This window comes from Aeromonas enteropelogenes (assembly GCF_000819845.1).
Lineage (GTDB): Bacteria > Pseudomonadota > Gammaproteobacteria > Enterobacterales > Aeromonadaceae > Aeromonas > Aeromonas enteropelogenes.
On record NZ_CDCG01000037.1, the window covers coordinates 232,849 to 253,079 of the forward strand.

General features: G+C 60.1%; 20 protein-coding genes and 2 tRNA genes. 17 read left to right on the forward strand and 5 right to left on the reverse strand.

Going from position 1 to position 20,231, the window contains the following annotated elements; genetic code table 11:
* Positions 1-92 precede the first annotated feature (92 nt).
* Positions 93-812: a two-component system response regulator ArcA gene (arcA, locus tag BN1123_RS13875; protein ID WP_042027668.1), complete on the forward strand. Its 720-nt coding sequence runs from the start codon at positions 93-95 to the stop codon at positions 810-812.
* A 192-nt stretch (positions 813-1,004) separates the two neighbouring features.
* Here the strand turns inward: arcA and BN1123_RS13880 are convergent.
* Together BN1123_RS13880 and BN1123_RS13885 are read right to left on the reverse strand one after the other, a co-directional pair.
* Positions 1,005-1,079: transfer RNA gene (locus BN1123_RS13880), tRNA-Gly, on the reverse strand.
* Between the two features lie 92 nt (positions 1,080-1,171).
* A tRNA-Gly gene (locus BN1123_RS13885) sits at positions 1,172-1,245 on the reverse strand.
* Between the two features lie 201 nt (positions 1,246-1,446).
* On the opposite strand from BN1123_RS13885, the gene cydD reads away from it, so the two are divergent.
* The 4 genes from cydD (at position 1,447) to BN1123_RS13905 (ending at position 5,813) form a co-directional block, all read left to right on the forward strand.
* Positions 1,447-3,216: a heme ABC transporter permease/ATP-binding protein CydD gene (gene cydD, locus BN1123_RS13890; RefSeq protein ID WP_042027669.1), complete on the forward strand. Its 1,770-nt coding sequence runs from the start codon at positions 1,447-1,449 to the stop codon at positions 3,214-3,216.
* The gene (gene cydC, locus BN1123_RS13895; protein WP_042027671.1) at positions 3,209-4,954 is read left to right on the forward strand and encodes a heme ABC transporter ATP-binding protein/permease CydC; all 1,746 of its coding nucleotides are present in this window, start codon (positions 3,209-3,211) and stop codon (positions 4,952-4,954) included. Before cydD ends, cydC begins: the two co-directional genes overlap by 8 nt.
* A gap of 97 nt (positions 4,955-5,051) precedes the next feature.
* Positions 5,052-5,420, forward strand: a complete 369-nt coding sequence (rcsF, locus tag BN1123_RS13900; RefSeq protein WP_026456265.1) for an Rcs stress response system protein RcsF — start codon at positions 5,052-5,054, stop codon at positions 5,418-5,420.
* A 3-nt stretch (positions 5,421-5,423) separates the two neighbouring features.
* Positions 5,424-5,813, forward strand: coding sequence for a DUF488 domain-containing protein (locus BN1123_RS13905; protein WP_042027672.1), 390 nt, complete (start codon positions 5,424-5,426; stop codon positions 5,811-5,813).
* A gap of 93 nt (positions 5,814-5,906) precedes the next feature.
* On the opposite strand, the gene BN1123_RS13910 is transcribed toward BN1123_RS13905, so the two are convergent.
* Positions 5,907-6,893, reverse strand: a complete 987-nt coding sequence (locus tag BN1123_RS13910; RefSeq protein WP_042027673.1) for an NAD-dependent epimerase/dehydratase family protein — start codon at positions 6,891-6,893, stop codon at positions 5,907-5,909.
* A gap of 269 nt (positions 6,894-7,162) precedes the next feature.
* Here BN1123_RS13910 and tsaA point away from each other — a divergent pair, with 269 nt between their 5' ends.
* Positions 7,163-7,867: a tRNA (N6-threonylcarbamoyladenosine(37)-N6)-methyltransferase TrmO gene (tsaA, locus tag BN1123_RS13915; RefSeq protein WP_042027674.1), complete on the forward strand. Its 705-nt coding sequence runs from the start codon at positions 7,163-7,165 to the stop codon at positions 7,865-7,867.
* Positions 7,868-8,078: 211 nt separating this feature from the next.
* Positions 8,079-8,627, forward strand: coding sequence for a cytochrome b (locus tag BN1123_RS13920; protein ID WP_042027676.1), 549 nt, complete (start codon positions 8,079-8,081; stop codon positions 8,625-8,627).
* A gap of 63 nt (positions 8,628-8,690) precedes the next feature.
* Here BN1123_RS13920 and BN1123_RS13925 read toward each other — a convergent pair whose 3' ends face one another.
* On the reverse strand, positions 8,691-9,170 hold the full coding sequence (locus BN1123_RS13925) for a bactofilin family protein (RefSeq protein ID WP_223378539.1): 480 nt from the start codon (positions 9,168-9,170) through the stop codon (positions 8,691-8,693).
* Positions 9,171-9,569: 399 nt separating this feature from the next.
* Here BN1123_RS13925 and BN1123_RS13930 point away from each other — a divergent pair, with 399 nt between their 5' ends.
* From BN1123_RS13930 to BN1123_RS13945, 5 genes are all read left to right on the forward strand, one after another.
* Positions 9,570-10,244 carry a response regulator gene (locus BN1123_RS13930; RefSeq protein WP_042028195.1) on the forward strand — a complete coding sequence of 225 codons (675 nt, stop codon included), beginning with the start codon at positions 9,570-9,572 and terminating at the stop codon, positions 10,242-10,244.
* Positions 10,244-11,629, forward strand: a complete 1,386-nt coding sequence (locus tag BN1123_RS13935; RefSeq protein ID WP_042027680.1) for an ATP-binding protein — start codon at positions 10,244-10,246, stop codon at positions 11,627-11,629. The genes BN1123_RS13930 and BN1123_RS13935 overlap by 1 nt, the downstream gene beginning before the upstream one ends.
* A 191-nt stretch (positions 11,630-11,820) precedes the next feature.
* Positions 11,821-12,300: a TIGR00645 family protein gene (locus tag BN1123_RS13940; protein WP_224210078.1), complete on the forward strand. Its 480-nt coding sequence runs from the start codon at positions 11,821-11,823 to the stop codon at positions 12,298-12,300.
* Positions 12,301-13,028: 728 nt separating this feature from the next.
* Complete coding sequence (locus tag BN1123_RS20995; protein ID WP_082037547.1) at positions 13,029-13,310, forward strand: putative quinol monooxygenase; 282 nt, start codon at positions 13,029-13,031, stop codon at positions 13,308-13,310.
* Between the two features lie 98 nt (positions 13,311-13,408).
* Positions 13,409-13,837: an N-acetyltransferase gene (locus BN1123_RS13945; RefSeq protein WP_042027682.1), complete on the forward strand. Its 429-nt coding sequence runs from the start codon at positions 13,409-13,411 to the stop codon at positions 13,835-13,837.
* A 297-nt stretch (positions 13,838-14,134) separates the two neighbouring features.
* Here the strand turns inward: BN1123_RS13945 and BN1123_RS13950 are convergent, their stop codons facing one another.
* Positions 14,135-15,442 (reverse strand): sigma-54-dependent transcriptional regulator, encoded by a 1,308-nt coding sequence (locus BN1123_RS13950; RefSeq protein ID WP_042027684.1) that lies wholly within the window; start codon positions 15,440-15,442, stop codon positions 14,135-14,137.
* A 366-nt stretch (positions 15,443-15,808) separates the two neighbouring features.
* Here BN1123_RS13950 and BN1123_RS13955 point away from each other — a divergent pair, with 366 nt between their 5' ends.
* The 5 genes from BN1123_RS13955 (at position 15,809) to BN1123_RS13975 (ending at position 20,227) form a co-directional block, all read left to right on the forward strand.
* The gene (locus BN1123_RS13955) at positions 15,809-16,387 is read left to right on the forward strand and encodes a hypothetical protein (protein WP_224212347.1); all 579 of its coding nucleotides are present in this window, start codon (positions 15,809-15,811) and stop codon (positions 16,385-16,387) included.
* Positions 16,388-16,474: 87 nt separating this feature from the next.
* Positions 16,475-17,572, forward strand: a complete 1,098-nt coding sequence (locus BN1123_RS13960; protein WP_042027686.1) for a hypothetical protein — start codon at positions 16,475-16,477, stop codon at positions 17,570-17,572.
* Between the two features lie 54 nt (positions 17,573-17,626).
* On the forward strand, positions 17,627-18,304 hold the full coding sequence (locus BN1123_RS13965) for a C39 family peptidase (RefSeq protein WP_042027687.1): 678 nt from the start codon (positions 17,627-17,629) through the stop codon (positions 18,302-18,304).
* Positions 18,305-18,311: 7 nt separating this feature from the next.
* Complete coding sequence (locus BN1123_RS13970; RefSeq protein WP_042027689.1) at positions 18,312-18,971, forward strand: hypothetical protein; 660 nt, start codon at positions 18,312-18,314, stop codon at positions 18,969-18,971.
* A gap of 59 nt (positions 18,972-19,030) precedes the next feature.
* On the forward strand, positions 19,031-20,227 hold the full coding sequence (locus tag BN1123_RS13975; RefSeq protein ID WP_042027691.1) for a transporter: 1,197 nt from the start codon (positions 19,031-19,033) through the stop codon (positions 20,225-20,227).
* Positions 20,228-20,231 lie beyond the last annotated feature (4 nt).

The following is a 20,231-nucleotide window of genomic DNA, read 5'->3' on the forward strand; positions in this document are numbered from 1 at the left end:
AATTAATTTTCAGGATCAGTCAGGAATTCGGCTTGATACGCCAAAGAGTGTTAAATTTAAGATAATTAACTGATAAGAATCTGGGAATTTTCATGCAAACACCACACATTCTGATCGTCGAAGACGAACTGGTCACTCGTAACACCCTGAAAAGCATCTTTGAGGCTGAAGGTTATGTCGTGCTCGAGGCCAACAATGGCGACGAGATGCACCAGGCCCTCACTTCCCACACCATCAATCTGGTGATCATGGACATCAACCTGCCGGGCAAGAATGGCCTGTTGCTGGCCCGTGAACTGCGTGAAAACGACAACATCGCCCTGATGTTCCTGACTGGCCGCGACAACGAAGTGGACAAGATCCTGGGTCTGGAGACCGGTGCCGACGACTATATCACCAAGCCGTTCAACCCGCGCGAACTGACCATCCGTGCCCGCAACCTGCTGAGCCGCACCATGAATGTGGCCGCTGGCGGCGAAGAGAAAAAGCTGGTCGAGCGTTACCTGTTCAACGGCTGGGCGCTGGACATCAACAGCCGTGCCCTGGTCAGCCCCACCGGCGACATGTTCAAGCTGCCGCGCTCCGAGTTCCGCGCCATGCTGCACTTCTGCGAAAACCCGGGCCAGATCCAGACCCGTGCCGAGCTGCTCAAGAAGATGACCGGCCGCGAGCTCAAGCCCCACGACCGTACCGTGGACGTGACCATCCGCCGCATTCGCAAGCACTTCGAGAGCGTGGGCGACACCCCGGAGATCATCGCCACCATCCATGGCGAAGGCTACCGCTTCTGTGGCGAGCTGGAGCAGGAATAAGGCTCTTTGCAACGCATTCGGAAAAGGCGCCCTCGGCGCCTTTTTCATTTCTTCGCTACGGATTTCATCCCTTCGCCACCTAGCAATCAGTGGAAATAGTTCACCCTGACCAAAAGGCAGGCAGTGAAGTCTGGAAGCAATGGAAGAGAAAGCAAAAAGCCCACTCGCAGGAGTGGGCTTTTGACTGGAAGCTGGAGCGGGCAGCGGGAATCGAACCCGCATCATCAGCTTGGAAGGCTGAGGTAATAGCCATTATACGATGCCCGCCTGGCATCAAAACTCGTTCTGGTGTGAGGGAAGACCCACGACAGACAGCCTGTTGGCTGGAGTGACAACCGTCTTGGCTGCCATCTGGAATTTGGAGCGGGTGATGGGAATCGAACCCACGTATGCAGCTTGGGAAGCTACCGTTCTACCATTGAACTACACCCGCGTCAGGGCTCCTACTATATGCATTTTGCCGCCGAGCGCAATGCTACCTCCGTCAATTTTTTCAATAAATCAATCTGTTCGGACAAGGATTGAACAGGCGGTTGCTTTTTCAGCCAAACATTTAGAACACAGATAATTTACAAGGTTGCCAAGGCCAAACGGCAAGGATAGTCTTGCGCCACTCGACGCGAGGATGGTGGTAATGGATAAAAAAACGCAAAAACGTCTCTATGGCTGGTTGCGCAAGCAATCGAGTCACGGTCGCCGCTGGATCGGCCTCTCCATCGCATTTGGCCTGGGCCAGGGCGTGCTGATGGTGGCGCAGGCCTGGCTGCTGGCGACCCTGTTGCATGGCTTCATCATCGAAGGGTCGACTCCGGAGCAATCCATCCCGCTCTTTATTACCCTGCTGCTGGTGACCCTCGGCAAGGCGGTGCTGGCCTATGGTCGCGAGGTGGCCAGTTTCCAGGCGGGCAGCGCGGTGCGCCAGACCATCCGCGAGCTGGTGCTCACCCGCCTCGGCCGGCTCGGCCCTGCCTATATCCAGCGCCGCCCGGCCGGCAGCTGGGCCAGCTTGCTGCTGGAACAGATTGAAAATATGCAGGATTTCTTCTCCCGCTATCTGCCGCAGATGGCTATCGCCGTCTTTATACCTTTAGTGATCCTGGTGGCCGTGTTCCCGGTCAACTGGGCCGCGGGCCTTATTCTGCTGGGTACGGCGCCGCTTATTCCGGTCTTCATGATCCTGGTGGGGGTCGGCGCCGCCGATGCCAACCGCCGCAACTTCCAGGCACTGGCCCGTCTTTCCGGCCACTTCCTCGATCGCCTCAAGGGCTTGCGCACCCTGCAGCTCTTCATGCGCACCCAGGCGGAAGGGGAAGCCATTCGCGATGCCTCGGAAGATTTTCGCGAGCGCACCATGGAGGTGCTGCGCCTGGCGTTTCTCAGCACCGCCGTGCTGGAGTTCTTTGCCGCCCTCTCGGTGGCTCTGGTGGCCGTCTACTTTGGCTTCTCCTATATCGATCACCTGAACTTCGGCCACTATGGCAACAAGGTAACCCTCTTTACCGGCCTGTTCGTGCTGTTCCTCGCCCCCGAGTTCTACGCGCCCCTGCGCGAGCTTGGCGCCCACTATCACGCCAAGGCGCAGGCCATCGGCGCCGCCGAACAGCTGCTGGAATTTCTCGAGGCCGAAGTGAGTGAACCGGCCTCCGGTCACGCGCCCTTCCATGCTGACAACCCCATCCGGGTAGAGGCGCGCGCCCTCGAGGTGTTGAGCGCCGAGGGCAAGGTGCTGGTCGGCCCCATCGATTTCACCCTGGAAGCGGGTTCACGCACCGCCCTTATCGGTGTCAGCGGCGCGGGCAAGAGCTCGCTTGTCAACGCCCTGCTCGGCTTTGCCCCCTATCGTGGCGAGCTCAAGGTCAACGACCAGGAGCTGGCTACCCTCGACATGAGCCAGTGGCGCCTGCAACTGGGTTGGCTCTCCCAAAACCCCCAGCTGTTCCACGCCTCCTTGCGGGATAACCTGTTGCTGGCCAAGCCATCGACCAGCGACGCCGAGCTGGAAGATGCCCTGAAACGGGCCCAGGCGTGGGAATTTGCCATGGAGAAGGGGCTCGACTATCCGGTGGGGGATCAGGCCGGAGGCCTCTCCGTCGGTCAGGCCCAGCGCCTGGCGCTGGCCCGTACCCTGCTCAAATCCACCCAGCTAATGGTGCTGGATGAACCCACCGCCAGCCTGGATCGCCACTCCGAGCGCGCCATCATGACCACGCTGGAGCAGGCCATGGCCGATCAGACCCTGTTGATGATCACCCACCGCCTCGATCAGCTCACCAAGATGGACAAGATCCTGGTGCTGGAGCGCGGCAAGCTGGTGGAAGAAGGCAGCTTCCAGCAACTCAGTACCGCGCAGGGGCCCTTTGCCCGCCTGCTGTCCCAACGTAACGAGGGTTCTCTCGATGACTGATCTCTTGCCGTTTCTGCGCCTTTACCGCCAGCACTGGCTCAGCCTCTCCATCGGTCTGTTGCTGGCGCTGGTCACCCTGGCGGCCGGGATGGGGCTCTTGTCGCTCTCCGGCTGGTTCCTCTCCGCCGCCGCCGTGGCGGGGATGGCGGTCGCCACCCGCGATCACTTCAACTACATGACGCCGGCAGGCGGGGTGCGCTTCTTCTCCATCATCCGCACCGCCGGACGCTGGGGTGAGCGGGTAGTCAGCCACGATGCCACCTTCCGGGTACTGACCCGGTTGCGGGTCTGGTTCTGGCAAAAGCTCTCGCCCCTTGCCACCGGCGCCCTGGCCGGTTTTCGCCAGGCGGATCTGCTCAACCGCCTGGTGGCCGACATCGATGCGATGGACCACGTCTACCTGCGCCTGCTCACCCCCATAGGGGCGGCCCTGCTCAGCAGCGCCGGCCTGGTGCTCTTCCTCTCCTTCTTTGACAGCGAGCTGGCCCTCACCCTGGGCGCCATCCTGCTGTTTGGCATGATTGCCCTGCCGCTGGTGTTCTACTTCCTCGGCCGCAAGCCCGGGCAGGCGTTGATTGCCGAAAAATCGAGTCTGCGTACCCGCATGGTGGACTATCTGGACGGTCAGGCCGAGCTGCAGATGTTCGCCGCCGCTCCCAAGGCCCTTGGCGAGCTGCAACAGGCAGAACAGGCCCTGCTGCGCGCCCAGGCCCGCATGGCCAGGGTGAGCGGACTGGCCAATGCCTCGGTGCAGCTGCTCAGCGGCTGGACCCTGACCCTGATGCTGTGGCTGGCAGGCCATGGTGTGGCAGGAGCGACGCCGGATCCCATCACGGCGCTGATGGTGTTTGCCACCCTGGCGAGCTTCGAGGCCCTGATGCCGCTCGCCGGCGCCTTCCAGCACCTCTCCACCAGCCTCACCTCGGCCCGCCGCCTCAACGAGATCCTGCAGGAGGCCAAGGCTCCCGAATGGGGGGATGAGGAGCGTCACGCTCCCCAGGGCGCCCTGCAGATCAACGACCTCTATTTCGGCTACCCCGGCAACCCCCATCCGGTGCTGCGCGGTTGCACCCTGCAGCTGCACGCTGGCGAGAAGCTGGCGCTGCTGGGCCAGACCGGCTGCGGCAAGTCCACCCTAATGGGACTGCTGACCCGCGAATGGAGCCCGCAGGCGGGCAAGATCCTGCTCGATGGCAAGCCGCTGACCGCTTACAGCGAAGGGGCGCTGCGCGCCTCCATCTCGGTGGTGAGCCAGCGGGTACACCTGTTTGCCGATACCTTGCGCGGCAACCTCAAGCTCGCCGCCCCCGACGCGAGCGACGAACAGCTGGTCGAGGTACTGAACCGGGTCGGCCTTGGCAACCTGCTGGAGGATGACGAAGGCCTCAGCGATACCGGCCTCAATGCCTGGCTCGGGGATGGCGGCCGACCGCTCTCCGGCGGTGAGCGGCGCCGCATCGGCATCGCCCGCGCCCTGCTGCACGACGCCCCACTCTGGTTGCTGGACGAGCCGACCGAAGGGCTCGACAGCCAGACCGAGCGGGAGATCATGGCGCTGCTGTTCGAGCTGGGGGCGGATCGCACCCTGCTGCTCATCTCCCACCGCCTGCTGGGGCTGGAACGGATGGACAGGATCGCCCTGATGGAAGAGGGCCAGATCCGCCTGTGCGCCCCCCATCAGGCCCTGCTGGCCGACGATTATTACCGCAGCCTGCACCAGCGGCTGGCACCGGTCTGACCGGGGTCACACCCTGACGCCGTGGCGCGAGAGGGGGCTGGTCGCCACCGACGACTGGCCCCTATAATGTCCTCTCCTTATTCGACAAGATTCTGATATGAAACGCCTGATCCTGATGATGCCCCTGATTGCCTCCGGCTGTGCCAACTACGCCTTCAACAGCAATCTGGATAAAGAGAACTTCGACGACTATTTCAAGCCGGGCGGCGTTCGTATTTACGAACAAAACGAGCTGGCCGACCTCAACTATCTCTACCTTGGCACCGTCGAGGGGGAGTCCTGCCAGGCCGATACCAACCAGCCGCAGCCCAATGCTGGCGATGCCCGTACCCAGGCCCGCCGTCACGCCGCCGACATGGGTGGCAATGGCGTGACCATCGACAAGTGCGCCGAATTCAGCGACACCCCGGGCTGCCTGAAGCAGGTGATCTGCTACGGCCAGGCACTGAAAGTCGCCGAGGAGTAAGCCATGGCGCTGGCTATCGTCCGCCTCGGCACTCCCCGCCTCCCTGATGAGGGGTTGCGGGTGGGTACCGTGCGCCGCCCACCTCGCGGGGTGCCCAAAGACAAGTTTGCCAGCCAGAACTGGTATGACGTCTGGTTCCCCAACCTTGCCCCCAGCAGCGAGACCATGAAGCTGGGTCAGGGCGCCGAGACACAGGCCCAGTGGGCGGCGTTTTGCAAGCAGTACAAGGCCGAGATGGCAACGCCCGCCGCCAGACACGATCTGGCGCTCCTGGCCGCCCTCTCCCACACCACCAACCTGTCGGTGGGCTGCTACTGCGAGCAGGAGTCCCGCTGCCATCGCACCATCTTGAAGGAGCTGCTGGTCGCCGCCGGCGCCAGCTTGCGCCCATAAGCAAGCACTTGGGCACCATCATCAGCATCCCGAAATAAAGAGGGCATCCCGCAGGATGCCCTCTTTTGCATGGGTCCGGTTTCATGGCAAACGCTATTGCGTCACGCTGAGGCGCTGGCGCAGCGCCGCCTCCTCTGCTGTCGTCATCCCGTCCAAAGGCACAGCCCCATTGTCGGCGAGCCAATGGGCCAGATCGATGGCGGTCTCCTCCAGCGGACGGAAGTTGAGCCCCTGCACGATGGCCGCCTCGGCGCTGATGCGGCCATAGCCGGCATACTCAGCCAGCCCGTTGGGCAAAAGCGTGGGATAGCTCTGCCAGGGCTCGACCCCGGCCGCCAGCATCTCTTGCCAGGGCATCCACTCGGGCTGTAGCACCTTGGCCGGTATCAGCCTGGCAGCCAGCCGCTCCACCCAGTCCGCCAGCGTGATGCCGGGCTTGACCAGGTTGAAGACGCCCCCCAACTGACGCTCGGCGGCTCGCAGGGCAAACTCGGCGCAGTCGCGCACGTCGAGATACTGCAAGCGATCCTGCCCATCCCCCGGCAGTAGCCAGGGCCCCCCTTGCTGCACCCGTTTTACCCACCAGGCCATGCGCCCGGTAGAGTCAAAGGGGCCGCACAGCACACCGGGACGCAGGATGCAGAGCCGCTTCCCCCAGCGGGCACGATATTCAGCTTCGCACAATACCTTGAGCGGACCATAGTCGGTGGGGAATTCATCCTTGCTGATCTCGTGCAGGGGCGCCGACTCATCCATCTCTGGTTGGGCAAAGTCGCGATAGACGCTGATGGTGGAGATAAAGATCAGCCGCTCGCAGCGCCCGAGCAGGGCCGCCGAGAGGCGCGCCGCCTGCTCCGGGTGGTAGCAACAGGTGTCGATGACAAGATCCCAGTAGAGGCCATCCCCTTGCAGCGCACTCAAATCCCGGTCCCGATCGCCGGTGAGCTGAACCAGATCCCGCCAGTCCGGATGCTGGTAGTGGCCGCGATTGAACAGGGTCACCTCGTGCCCCCAGTCCAGTGCCAGCGCGGTGAGATGGCGGCCGAGAAATCCGGTGCCGCCGATGATCAGCAATTTCATCCATGTCCCTCCTGATCGGCACAGGCGCTCCCGTCTCCCCACCGATCTGTTCATCCTCTGCGGCTGATGTTGCGCAAACTGACCGCGCCGCCATCCTGCCGGCTCCTTGTCTGCCCCTACCCTACGCAACTTGGCAGCCAGACACAGCCTGCGCAGCGCCGGGATGGGACGGGGATCACGGCAGCAGACGCGCAGGGATGCTATCGGGTCATGCCTGCGTTTTGGGGCCGGTTGTGCTAAATTGCCCGGGTTTTCAGTCAGGATCCGCCATGAAGTTCGAAATCGACACCCTGGGTATCATCCGCTCTCCCTACAAGGAGAAGTTCGCCATCCCGCGCCAGCCCGGTCTGGTCAAATCGGCCCGCGCCCGCCTCGAGCTGCTGCCCCCCTACGATCAGCCGGACGTGCTGCGCGGCATCGAGCAGTTCTCCCACCTGTGGCTCAGCTTCGTGTTTCACCAGACGATGGATCAGGGCTGGCACCCGACGGTGCGCCCACCGCGCCTCGGCGGCAACGAGCGGGTCGGGGTGTTTGCCACCCGCTCCACCTTCCGCCCCAACCCCCTCGGCCTCTCCGTGGTCGAGTTGCACGGGGTTGGCCGCTCGCGCGGCAAGCTGTGGCTGGAGCTGGGGGCGGTGGACTTGCTCGATGGCACCCCCATCGTCGACATCAAGCCCTACATCCCCTATGCCGACAGCCTGCCGGATGCCCGTGGCGGTTTCGCCCCGGATGCCCCCACCCCGCCCCTGTGCGTGAGCTTCACGCCAGAGGCGGAGCAGCAGTTGCAGCCCTGGCTCAAGGCCCATCCCGAGCTGCGCCAGCTGGTGAGCGAGGTGCTGACCCAGGATCCGCGCCCCGCCTACAAGAAAGGCAAGCCGGATGACAAGGTGTACGGGGTGCGACTGTTTGACTGCAACGTGCGCTTTAGCATCAGCGAACCCGCTTGCCAGGTGTTGGCCATCGAAGCCGCCTGAGGCTAACAGAGCCCCATCAGCGCCCGGTTTCACGAACATTTCACGCACCCGGGCGCCTAATGGCCCTGCAAACGGTGTGGTCAGGTGCTACCCTCTCCCCGGCCGCCCACGGCTGCAGTACCCACCCGCCGTTTGCCGCCCATGGAACCGGCCCGACCTCGCGCCCGGCTATGCCACACGGATGTGACGCTCTCACTGAAGGAAACCAATCATGCTGATGAATACCGAACAACGCTACGGCGCCCTCAATATCGGGCTGCACTGGCTGACCCTGTTGCTGATGATCGCCGTCTACGCCCTGATCGAATTTCGTGACATCTTCCCCAAGGGAGATCCGGGACGGGACCTGATGAAACAGTGGCACTTCATGCTGGGGCTGCTCATCTTCGCCCTGGTGTGGGTCCGCCTCTTTCTGCGCGCCATCAGCCCGACGCCCCGCATCGTGCCCGAGTTGCCACCCATGCTGAGCCTGCTGGCCAAGCTGGCGCCCATCGCGCTCTACGGCTTTATCATCCTCACCCCGCTGTTTGGCTGGCTGCTGCTGAGCGCCGGCGGCAAACCCGTCCCCTTCTTCGGCATGACGCTCCCGGCGCTGGTCGCCCCGGATCCCGAACTCAAGAAGTGGTTCAAGGAGATACACGAGACCCTGGGCAATATCGGCTATGCCCTGATCGCCCTGCATGCGGCGGCGACCCTCTATCACCACCATGTGCGCAAGGACAACACCCTGACCATGATGCTGCCGCAGCAGCGCGACTGACATCATCAGCACAGACGAGAGAGGGGGCCAACAAGGCCCCCTCTCTCTTTCTGGCAAACCGGTTCAAGCCTGCGCGACAAGCGTCTCAGCCACTTTATCCCCGGCTCCCCGGGCCTGCTCTTTTGCCTTGGGCTTACCGCTTTTGCTATCGGGCAGCGGGTTATTTGGCGGCTCGATGGTCGCCCTCTCCGCCGGTTGGGAGTGGCCAATAAAATTGCCTCCCTTGCAGATGGAGAGGGTGCCTCCCTTGAATACGCCCTGCATCCGGCCATTTTCCAGGATCTCCACCTCTTGCGAGCTGCAGGTGCCGTCCAGCAGGCCATTGATGACGACCCTGGGTGCACTCACCTCCCCTTCGACAAAGCCTCCCTGCATGATGCGCAGCACCCCCTTGCCAATTTCGATGGTACCGTTGACGTGCCCCTGCACCTCCAGGTCACCGTCAAGCAGCAGATCTCCCTTGAAGCGGGCTCCCGCCGCGATCACGGTAGTGCCCGCCGATGCGCTGTCACCGGACTGACTCGCACGTTTTCGTCCAAACATCCTGACTCTCTCCATCAACCAAATGAGCAAAACCAGCGGCATGGGCGCCACCGGCCATAAGTAGTTATCCGACCCCAGCACATAGAGCAGCAGGGCCGCTCCCCAGCAGAACCAGACGATATAAAGAAGGTCGCTACGCTCCCTGCCTTGCAGGCAGGCGCGCCATCTTCGGGGCTGATCTTTCATCCATCACCCTCTCTTGCTGCATGAACCGCCGGCAAGATACCGGACTGGATGCCATCAATAGCATCATGTTCGGTTTAAACGACCAGTTGACAAAAAGTCTGAAGTCGGGCTGATTCAGTCCCGATACAGGCGGGGCGCATTAGGATACGGATTGACTCTGCATGACTAACCCTTTCTAATTGGCAGCCTGGACCTCCTATGACCGCCCATATCATGAAAATTTTGTTGGTCGAAGATGACAAGCTGCTCAATCACCACCTCTCCTCCCTGCTGACCGAGGCCGACAATCAGGTCTACAGCACGGATCAGGCTGGTATTGCGCTGCACTACGCCGCTGACTATCCCATTGATGTGGCCATCATCGATCTCGGCCTGCCGGACATGGACGGCCTGCAGCTGATCCGCCAGATGCGCGAACAACAGATCCCCTTCCCCATCCTGATCCTGACCGCTCGTGGCAACTGGCAGGACAAGGTCGAGGGGCTGGAGGCGGGCGCCGATGACTACCTGGTCAAGCCGTTCCAGAAAGACGAGCTGCTGGCTCGCCTCAACGCTTTGCTGCGCCGCAGCGCCGGGTTTATCTCCCCACGGGTGAAGGCCGGTGATTACGAGCTGGATCTCTCCCGCAAGGAGCTGACCATCGCCGGCGAAGTGGCGGTACTCACCAGCTTCGAGTACCTCATTCTGGAATACCTGATGCGCAATGCCCGTCAGGTGGTTTCCAAGCAGCAGCTGCTCGATCAGCTCTACGGCGACGGCGAAGGGGACCCCAATACCATAGAGGTGATGGTGAGCCGGCTGCGCAAGAAGCTGGATCCGGAAGGGACGATTCAACCCATCTCCACCATCCGTCGCCAGGGCTACATCTTCAACCTGTCGTGCAACTGATGCGGCTCCCCCTGTTGCTGCGCCCCGTGCAGCTGCTGCGCCGCTCCCTGCACATCAAGCTGCTGCTCAGCTCGCTGCTGGTGATCGCCCTTATCATGAGCTTTGCGGTGTATGCCCTCTACCTTGCCCATGTCGAGGAGTTGAGCCAGAAGGCAAGCGCCCGGATGCAGGAGAACCTGGCCAAGCTCTTCTCCTCCACCGAGCCCTCCCAGAACAAGTCCGCCGATCTTGGCCACCTCTCCCGCAATGCCGGGGATCGCAACCTCGATACCCTGATCTGCCGCGCCGATGGCGCCCTGGTGTGGTCCAGCCTGCATCTGCCCGAGGTGATCAACACCAAGCAGACCATCTGCGGGGATCTGATGAAGTACCTGGGGGGGATGGATCTCGACTACTTCTTCAAGAAGCACACCATACAAAACGGCGAGAGCTACTTCGTCTACAGCCTGCGTTTTGTTCGCAACCCTGGCACCGGTACCACCGCCTACTACGTGGTGATGATAGATTCCGCCAAGCGCTACCACGCCCAGGCGCTCGCCTACCTCAGCCAGACCGCGCGCCAGGCGCTGCTGGCCTATATGCTGCTCGCGGGCATGCTGGTGCTCACCACCTTCTGGAGCCTCAGCTCCCTGCGCACCATCGCCCGCCAGCTCGACGAGATCCGGGCCGGCAAGCTCGACGCCCTCTCCAGCGATGTCGAGCGGGAACTGGCGCCCCTTACCGACTCCATCAACCAGTTGCTGGAGAACGAGCGGCAGCAGACCCAACGTTACCAGCACGCCCTCAACGATCTCGCCCACAGCCTGAAAACCCGGCTGGCGCTGATCCAGATGACCACCCGGGAGAGCAAGCTCGGGCGCGACATCCACGACAACATCAACGAGCAGATCCTCACCATGGATCAGATGGTCCAGTACCAGCTCAGGCGCGCCGTCACCGGCCGCCAGCGCCTCGCCAGCAAAGGCACTGAGCCGGTGCCCCTTATCGAGAAACTGCTGGCCAGCCTGACCAAGGTCTATCGCCACAAGAAGCTGCAGACCCAGTTTCACTTCGATGACGACGCCCTGTTTCACGGTGAGCAGGGGGATCTGATGGAGCTGATGGGCAACCTGCTCGACAATGCCTGCAAGTTCGCCATCAGCGAGGTGCATGTGACGGTGCGCCGTCAGGCCGAGCAGCTGCGCATCGAAGTGGAAGATGACGGCCCCGGCATAGAGCCGGCCAAATCGGAGCAGATCTTCCAGCGCGGCGTGCGGGCCGACAGCTCCCCGGGGCAAGGCATTGGCCTCGCGGTCGTGACCGAGATAGTCCACAGTTACGGCGGCCAGATCCGGGTGGACGAATCGCCCCTTGGCGGTGCCCGCTTTACCCTGATCCTGCCCTGACCCCCAGGGGCCCTGCCACAGGGCCCCTTGCTTTCCCCTCCTGCAATGCGGTTCGCGCCTGTCGTGTGCCCACCGCACAAATCCTCCACCGTTTTCATTCAGATACTTGTGATGCGCCCCATCTCGGTTAAGCTAGGGGGCGTTTTTGTCTGTTAACCCTTTGATGGACTTGCTATCACACCATGGAAAACATGTTTGAAAGATTGATGTATGCATCGCGCTGGATCATGGCCCCCATCTACCTGGGACTCAGCCTTATCCTGCTGGCACTGGGCCTGAAGTTCTTTCAGGAGATCATCCATATCCTGCCGAATATCTTCGCAATGAAAGAGGTGGATCTGGTGCTGGTCACCCTGTCACTGATCGATATCACCCTGGTGGGGGGGCTCATCGTGATGGTGATGTTTTCCGGTTATGAGAACTTCGTCTCGCGCCTCGACGTGGGGGATGAGAGCGACAAGCTGGTATGGCTCGGCAAGCTCGACGCCGGTTCCCTGAAGAACAAGGTGGCCGCCTCCATCGTCGCCATCTCGTCCATTCACCTGCTCAAGGTGTTTATGAATGCCGAAAATATCCCCAATGACAAGATCAAATGGTACCTGTTGATCCATATCACCTTTGTCGTCTCCGCCTTTGCCATGGGCTATCTGGACAAGCTGACCCGCAAATAAGGCTCGGCCTTCATACACTGCGGCCACCTTCGGGTGGCCGCAGTGTTTTTACTCTTCCCCCTTTCACCGTATCCAGACGTCCCACCGACCCATTCAGGCAGCAACCCAGCCCGTGTTTAATTTATTGATCAACGACTGATTATTGCCCATTGCCTCTTCCAGAAAAGGCTTCATTCGGTATCATGGTCGCTCGACAAAGCACCGCATCCAAAGGCTCGCCATGCGCCTTCTCAGCTATGCCGATTTTGTCCGAAGCATATTGGTTCATAACAGCAGTGTGGGAGCTGTAACTCAGGGGCGGTAGCATGACCGTAGTGAGTAATCCGTGATGACAAATGTTAAACCTTGAAGGATATGCATCCTTTATACCTATAAAAGCTCTTTATTATGAAGAAAACTCAAATAATAAATCAATTGGTAGAGGCCGTAGATGTTCATACATTGGAGAGTTTTTCTGCTGATGATTATAGAAATTATTTAAAGAGTGAAGGGCTATTTATGGTTAATCATCACGACATTCTAGTATCATCATGTGCTGGATACCCAATTGCCTTATCAAAGAAACATTTAGACATATACATTGAAGAATTAAAAAAATATTAGACATCTACTGCCATAATAAAATAGCACATATTATATACTTGTTTTATTCTCGTTTTTATTTTTTAAATGTCAGTTGTTTACCCTGTTTATTATCAACATTAAAATATCTCTGTTTGAGGGAAGCCGTGAGCAAGGTGACACTAAAGGGATTTATTATTGTTCCTCCATCAGATTTAGCTCAGGTTAAAGATGAGCTTGCCAGACATATCCAACTGACTCGCACTGAGCCCGGTTGCCTTGTCTTTGAGGTAATTCAAGATAGCGCTAATCCATGTCAATTCGATGTCTATGAAGAGTTTGTCGACAATATAGCCTTTCAAGCACACCAAGCCAGAGTCAAATCCTCGTATTGGGGAGAGATTACGGCCAACGTAGAGCGCCATTATACGGTGACGATAGCTGAATGATTTTCAGCTACGAGAAAGTCATCATCTGTCCACGAACGCCCCATGACGCTTGACTCATCGAGTCAACTCCATCTCCATTTTTAACTATTGAGGAAACCATGATCCGTCCATTATCTACTGCCGATTTGGATGCCATGGTAGAGCTCTGGTATCAGGCATCCATACGGGCTCACCACTTTATCCCCGCCTCTTTCTGGTATGCACAGCGGGCGGCAATGCGGGATATCTATCTGCCCGCCAGCGAAAGCTGGGTCTATGAGGAAGGTAGCCAGCTCCTGGGGTTTGTCTCCTATCACCAGGGAGCACTCGCAGCCCTCTTTATTACCCCGGACAAGCAGTCACAGGGGCTGGGTCGCCAGCTGCTTGAGCACCTCAAAGGACAATATGAGCGCCTCGATTTGAAGGTATATGCAGAGAATGAAGCTGCGCAGCGCTTCTATGTCCGTAACGGTTTTACCGAGAGTGAACATCAGGTGTGCGAGCATAGCGGCCGCGCCGAAATCGTCATGCATTGGCAACGAGGTTAATCGCAGGTGGCCAACAGTAGTACCTAATCCGCCTAGCGACGCCATGGCTGGCATGCAGTGGTGAGCTTAATCCGGCCGTATTGCCGGATAACCTCTTCTGTCCCCCCATAGCCCACATAATGCGGCGACCAGCTTCGAGCTTCCGAGCACTATTCGCCTGAACAACAAGGCCACCATTGGGTGGCCTTGTTGTTTCTGGCATCTTCCGGACAAGCCACGGACGGGTTGCAACACCGCCGCCCATACTCCCGCTGGTATAGGCCACTTCCTTCACGCCACCCTGGCGGGTTCGCCAGCTCACAGCAAATCGTGCTTGTCCAGCAGGCGGTAGAGGGTCGCACGGGAGATATCGAGCTGGCGCGCCACCTCTTCCAGCTGATCCGGGAAACGGGTCAAGGTCCGTTGCAACGCCTGACGCTCCGCCGCTTCACGCACGGCCTTGAGAGAGTTGTTCATGTTCAGCAGCTGGGAGTCCCTGTGGATCAGCTCCATATCCTGGGCATCGATAAAGGGGCCCGAACACATGACGGCGGCCCGCTGTACCCGGTTGCGCAGCTCCCTGACATTGCCTGGCCAGTCGTAAGACTGCATGGCCTGGCGCGCCTTGCGGGTGAAGCTTATCATGCGATTGCCCCGCGCCTCGGCCAGGACCTCGTCCGCCAGCAGCTGGATGTCTTCGGCTCGCTCACGCAGCGCGGGTGTGCGCAGGCGCACCACATTGAGCCGATAGTAAAGGTCCATGCGAAACGAGCCGTTGGCTACCGCCTGCTCTACGTCTATGTTAGTTGCGGCAATGACCCTCACATCGACGCTGCGGGACACATGGCTGCCCACCGCCTCTATGCTCTCCTCCTGCAAGAAACGCAGCAGGGTCGCCTGATCTTCGAGCGGCAGTTCGCCTATCTCATCGAGGAACAGGGTGCCGCCATCGGCCGCTTCTATCCTGCCTATCTTGCGACTCTGGGCTCCGGTGAAGGCCCCCTTGACGTGACCGAACAGCTCGGACTGGATCAGCTGGTGGGGCATGGCGCCACAGTTGACGGCCACGAAGGGACTATCTTCCCCAAACGCGCTGTAGTGCAGCTCCCTGGCGACCAGCTCCTTGCCGGTACCGCTCGGCCCGGTCACCAGCACCGGCAGGCGACAGTGCTGCAAGCGCTGGATCTGTTCACGCAGCTGACGAATGGGGGCACTCTCCCCCTGAATGAAGTGCGGTTGTTCCGCTATTTTCGGGCGATAGCGCCTGATCAGCCGGGCCATGCCGAGGGCATGGCCCAGGCTGTGGGAGAGCCGTATCCGCTCGAGGGGAAAGGTGTGAAAATCATGGAAACAGGCGGCCAGCAAATTGCGCATCTCCTCACTGGCGAGGGCATCACGCTGGATCAGGCCAATCCACAGGCTGCTCGCGTGCTGCGTGATCAAGGCTGACAATGCCTCGTGCTGATCAGGCTCGATGGCCACCAGTACCAGGGGATAATCCTTCTCCTGCAACTTTCTCTCTGCCATCGCCAGTGAACTTGCCTGCTCCACCCGCCACTCGCTTTTGACCAGCAGACTCTCCAGTACGGCACATGAATTGATGAGCAATAATGCCGTTGCTGTCATATGGAAACCTCCTTGTTCGAGCTTCTTATAAGCGTGCCAATCCTGACCCCGCAAGGTTCATGTTTTTATTTTGATAGAAATTCTCATTATCAAAGAGCTTAATTTGAGCACGTCAGGTGACGATAACTATAAACCATCCCGCCTAATTGACTGATGCGCAGCAATATTGAGACAAGTCAGTCTTAGGCTGAGAAAAATAAATTCATTGATAAACAACACCTTGGTGGATGACATAAAAATGCAGTCTCAAATTTGAGACAAAACGGTGCAACCTGAAAACACAAAAATCATTTAAATCAATAGGTTAAATTTTGGCACCTCCATTGCTATATCTGTAAACCCCAAGTGACAAACAATAGAGATAGCATGATGAAATATATTGTCTTGGCGATCCTTTCACTCCTCCAATTGATGAACTCATCACAAGCGGAGAATCGTGTTGATTTGGGGTCGCAAGCGCTTGGCAATATTCGTGGCAACCTGGGCGTCAATATGGTTGCTGGCAATCACAACCAACAAGGCAACCTCGCATCTATTTCCCTCTCGGGTCCGGCCGTAATTCAGTTCAGCCAACAGAATCAATCCAGCATCACCCCGGGCGGTCACCAGAGCGTCGCTATCCATGGCGCGGCACTTGGCCAGACCCAGGGGCTTTTGAGCATCAACCAGGCAGCGGGTGAAGCCAACCAGCAACTCAATGGCTTCGCATTGTCACTGGGCGACGACGGGATAAGCGTCGTGACCGACGTGAATCTGGGCAACAGTATCGCCAGCCCCTCCCCGGGCCAGCTCTCCGCAAGCATGACAACCAGCATCTATCTGGATGACAACGCCCTGAGCGGCAGTAAAGGGGTCATTCAGGTGAACCAGGTCACGGGACAGGGCAACCAGGCCGTCAACATGGTTGCCCTGCCCCTGGCGGGCGCAGTAACGGCATCACCCTGATGCCGCAGGGACAGGAAGCGAAGTCCGGGGGCGCAGCACCTGCCGATGGGCGGATCTTCCCCAGAAAGTTCAATGGAGAGACTCAATATGCGTGGACTTATTTACAGCTCATTAGCCGCCGCTGTCATCATGGCGATGTCCGGCACCGCATCCGCCGAGTACCGCGGTGACAAGGATGAGACAGGGGCAACCTTGACCAAGAAGGTCAAGGCTGAGGTCGATGTGAAGTACGAAGGCAAGGTGATGGTCGGCGGCTTTGTCAACGTCAACAAGCTCGGCATGGCCGTCGTGGACAACCAGCAATCCAGCACCATGATAGGCACAGCCCACAGCAGAACGGAGAACGCAAGCAAGATTGATGGCTCGTTCCAGGGGGCATCCGGCAACATCGGCGCCAACGTGGCGGCCGGTGACTCCAACGTGCAGGGCAACAGCGTCTCCCTGGCCGCCTATGACCAGGTCGATGCCGAGTTTGTCATGGGCGGTGGCCACCCTCACGGCAGCACGGGTGGCTCTTCGGATGCCGAGATCTTCTCCAGCCAGAGCGCCAGCATGAACTGGGCCAGCAACCAGGGGCACCAGAACAGGGCGAGTGTCGGTGGTGGCGCCTTCAAGAATGCCGCAGGCAATATCAACGCCAACGTGGCCTCCGGCTCCGGCAACGTGCAGGCCAACAACCTGGCCGCCTCGGTATCCACCGGCGCCATGGCGGTGGCCACCGTGGCCAACAGCCAGCATGTGTCCAAGAACCTGACCGAGAACAAGAGCCTGAGCGCCACCAGGACGGTGGAGAACGCCCCGGTTCACCTCAAGCTCGATGCCAAGGGTAATTACGAGGGGACGAGCAAGCAGTCCAACAATGTCTATCCGGAGATCTGGCAGGATCGTGATCACCCCAACGGCGGCAGCCTCTGGGGTCACATCGACTACGACAATCTGGACAACGACGGCAGCAAGGACTCCAAGTTCGAGTTCAAGGAAGAGGGTGACATGACACTGCACGGCTCGGTGACCGGCTACATCCCTGTGGTCAACACCTACACCGCCCGTGAGACCTTCAACCATGCCACCATAGACGGCGGCTCCTTCAATGGCGCCGTGGGCAATATCGGGGTGAACGTCGCGTCTGGCACCAACAATCTGCAAGCGAACAACCTCTCGCTGGCAGCCGGATTTGCCAAGTGATCCACCCTTGGGGGGCCTGTGTGCCCCCCATTTTTTGCCCACAAGGAGGTGTCAATGCGCTGGCTATTGCCGTTGCTGTTCAGCCCCGTCGTCTGGTCGGCGACCCTGCCGATGGGAGAGCATCTCCCGGCGCTGGGGGGGCTTGCCAAACCGGTACAGAGCATCCAGGAGCGCCGCTATGCCAATCTCGAGCGCCAGCATACCGACTTCAGCTGTGGCGCGGCGGCGGTGGCCACCATACTGCGCCATGCCTATGGCCAGGCGACCAATGAACGCTGGGTGATGGACGGCATGATGGCCATGGCCGATCCGGCGCAGGTCAAACGCTACGGCTTTTCCATGCTGGACATGAAGCAGTACGTGCAGATGCTGGGGATGCGTGCCCGGGGTTACCGCCTGAGCGATACCAAGCTGCGCCAGGTAAGGGTGCCGACCATAGTGCTGCTCAACATTCGCGGCTATCAGCACTTCGCCGTGCTGCGCGCCATCGACCGCCGTGACCGCGTCTATCTGGCAGACCCTGCCCTTGGCAACCGCATCATCTCGTTCAGGGAGTTCAAGGAGAGCTGGAACGGGATCCTGCTGGCCGTGATCGGTGCTGGCTATCGCCCGGACGCTCCCCTGGCCAACCCCTCCCCCCCGTTCTCGGCCAGAGGCAGGGATGGGCTGTTCGCCCCGGTCAATGAAACATCCCTGCTGGACTTCGGCTTCCAGCACAAAGAGCTAATGTGAGGTCACCATGAACATCCGACCCGCCCTCTACCTCGTCTGCAGCCTGGGGGTATTGCCCCTCCCGCTACTGGCGACATCCGATCCCCTGGCACAGCTGTCGGATCAGTTTGCCCCGGAGCTCTCCGATGGCGAGCTGGAAGGCTTGCGGGGGCGTTATGTCAGCGCTCACGGCATCCACTATTTTGGCATCGAGTTCATCTCCACCCTGACCACGGCCCAATCCCGGCAGACGGCAGCCATGAATCTGGCTTTGAGCGTTGAGCAGCACACCCCCAGGCTGGAGATCCGCATCAAGGAGGGGGCCAGCGCGGTCGCCACGGCCCCGGCCAGCGCCCCTGTGCAGGGGGCCGGGCTGGTGCAGGTGATGCAGCTGGAAGGGCGCGGCAACCGCTCGGTGAACCTCACCGGCATCGGGACGACGCCCCCCGAGATGGCCGGGGAGCTTGTCTCCGCCGGCCATTATCAGCAGCAGAGCGTGCTCGGCACCGCCAGTTACAGCGTCTCGGGCAACTACGCGGGTCTGCAGTTCAATACCCCGGATGGCAGCGTCCGGCTGGAGCAGAGCCTGCGGGGCACGGACTTCAGTCGCGGCCTGCTGCAACTCAATCGGGTCAGGGGGGATGGTTTGCAGACCCTCAACCAGACGAGGATCTGGTTCTCCCGCTAGCCTCTGCTCCCCTGACGGCACGAAAAAAGGACGATAAACGACAACAAGGATCCGCTCCCATGAAACAGTCCCCCCTGCTGTTGATGATGTTGACCCCGCTGACTTGCTGGGGTGCCACCGCAGAAGAAGAGGCGTTGCAACAACAGCTGGATCAGTTGCGCCAGCAGCTGATCCAGCAAAACCAGGCGCTCCACCAGCTGCAGGCCAGACTGGAAGCCGTCAAGAGCAGCGGAGTAACCGCGACGGGCACCGGCACGGCTGCCGTGACACCGGCCAAGGCACCGCAGGAGCCGGACCGTCGCAGCCCGGAGCCCGGTCGCAGCACCGAAGATCTGCTGCTGGAGCAGCACAACGTCTTCGATCGCGCCCTGACCTTCGACCTCGGCCTCTCCTACCAGCACTACAACCGCAAGGATCTCGCCCTGCGCGGCTTTCTCGCGCTGGATGCCATCTTTCTTGGCGAGATCAATCTGGACAGGGTGCGATCCGATCAGATCAGTGCCGATCTGGTGACCCGCTACACCCTCAACGATCGCTGGCAGCTGGAGCTCGCCATTCCCTACCTGTTTCGCAGCAGCAACTACCAGAGCACCGGCAAGGATAACTCCAGCCGCAGTTTCGAGGAGCAGAGCGTCAGCGACGGGGGCCTCGGCGATCTCAGCCTCGCCGTCTACTACCGGGTCATGGCCGAAGACGAGGAGTGGCCGGATCTGGTGTGGAATGTCAGGGTCAAGGCACCGACCGGCAAGGACCCCTATGGCATCGAGCTCGACACCTCGGCATCGGGCAACCTGATGACCCCGAAGGAGCTCGCCACCGGCAACGGGCTCTGGCAGCTGTCGACCGGTTTCTCGCTGGTCAGGACCCTGGATCCCGCCATCCTGTTCGCCAACATCAACTATGGCCACAGCCTCAAGGAGGATTTTGACGACATCTCCTATCAACCGGGGCAGCAACCGGGCAGCGTCCAACTGGGTGACTGGTTTGAATACGGGCTCGGGGTCGCATTCGCCCTAAACGAGCGTTTCAGCCTCTCCTTCAACATCAACCAGCGCATCACCCGCGAGTCCGAGCAGGGGGCGGAAGGGTTCGGGATGGAGAAGGTCATCGGCTCGGATGCCAACGCGGCGAGTTTTGGCATGGGTTCGACATGGGCCATCACCGACCGGCTCTCCATGGTGGTCAACTGGTCGGCAGGGCTCACCACGGATGCTCCCGACTACAGTATCGGGATCCGTTTTCCTTACCGCTTCTAGTCAG

Bases quoted from the DNA above. Each gene is read 5' to 3' on its own strand.
- tsaA (WP_042027674.1), top strand. From the start codon at position 7,163: ATGAAGTTCGAAATCGACACCCTGGGTATCATCCGCTCTCCCTACAAG.
- BN1123_RS13970 (WP_042027689.1), top strand. From the start codon at position 18,312: ATGAACATCCGACCCGCCCTCTACCTCGTCTGCAGCCTGGGGGTATTG.
- BN1123_RS13940 (WP_224210078.1), top strand. From the start codon at position 11,821: ATGTTTGAAAGATTGATGTATGCATCGCGCTGGATCATGGCCCCCATC.
- BN1123_RS13935 (WP_042027680.1), top strand. From the start codon at position 10,244: ATGCGGCTCCCCCTGTTGCTGCGCCCCGTGCAGCTGCTGCGCCGCTCC.
- BN1123_RS13925 (WP_223378539.1), bottom strand. From the start codon at position 9,170: ATGTTTGGACGAAAACGTGCGAGTCAGTCCGGTGACAGCGCATCGGCG.
- rcsF (WP_026456265.1), top strand. From the start codon at position 5,052: ATGAAACGCCTGATCCTGATGATGCCCCTGATTGCCTCCGGCTGTGCC.
- BN1123_RS13910 (WP_042027673.1), bottom strand. From the start codon at position 6,893: ATGAAATTGCTGATCATCGGCGGCACCGGATTTCTCGGCCGCCATCTC.
- arcA (WP_042027668.1), top strand. From the start codon at position 93: ATGCAAACACCACACATTCTGATCGTCGAAGACGAACTGGTCACTCGT.
- BN1123_RS13965 (WP_042027687.1), top strand. From the start codon at position 17,627: ATGCGCTGGCTATTGCCGTTGCTGTTCAGCCCCGTCGTCTGGTCGGCG.
- BN1123_RS13905 (WP_042027672.1), top strand. From the start codon at position 5,424: ATGGCGCTGGCTATCGTCCGCCTCGGCACTCCCCGCCTCCCTGATGAG.
- BN1123_RS13920 (WP_042027676.1), top strand. From the start codon at position 8,079: ATGCTGATGAATACCGAACAACGCTACGGCGCCCTCAATATCGGGCTG.
- BN1123_RS13950 (WP_042027684.1), bottom strand. From the start codon at position 15,442: ATGACAGCAACGGCATTATTGCTCATCAATTCATGTGCCGTACTGGAG.
- cydD (WP_042027669.1), top strand. From the start codon at position 1,447: ATGGATAAAAAAACGCAAAAACGTCTCTATGGCTGGTTGCGCAAGCAA.
- BN1123_RS13945 (WP_042027682.1), top strand. From the start codon at position 13,409: ATGATCCGTCCATTATCTACTGCCGATTTGGATGCCATGGTAGAGCTC.
- cydC (WP_042027671.1), top strand. From the start codon at position 3,209: ATGACTGATCTCTTGCCGTTTCTGCGCCTTTACCGCCAGCACTGGCTC.
- BN1123_RS13975 (WP_042027691.1), top strand. From the start codon at position 19,031: ATGAAACAGTCCCCCCTGCTGTTGATGATGTTGACCCCGCTGACTTGC.
- BN1123_RS13960 (WP_042027686.1), top strand. From the start codon at position 16,475: ATGCGTGGACTTATTTACAGCTCATTAGCCGCCGCTGTCATCATGGCG.
- BN1123_RS13930 (WP_042028195.1), top strand. From the start codon at position 9,570: ATGAAAATTTTGTTGGTCGAAGATGACAAGCTGCTCAATCACCACCTC.
- BN1123_RS13955 (WP_224212347.1), top strand. From the start codon at position 15,809: ATGATGAAATATATTGTCTTGGCGATCCTTTCACTCCTCCAATTGATG.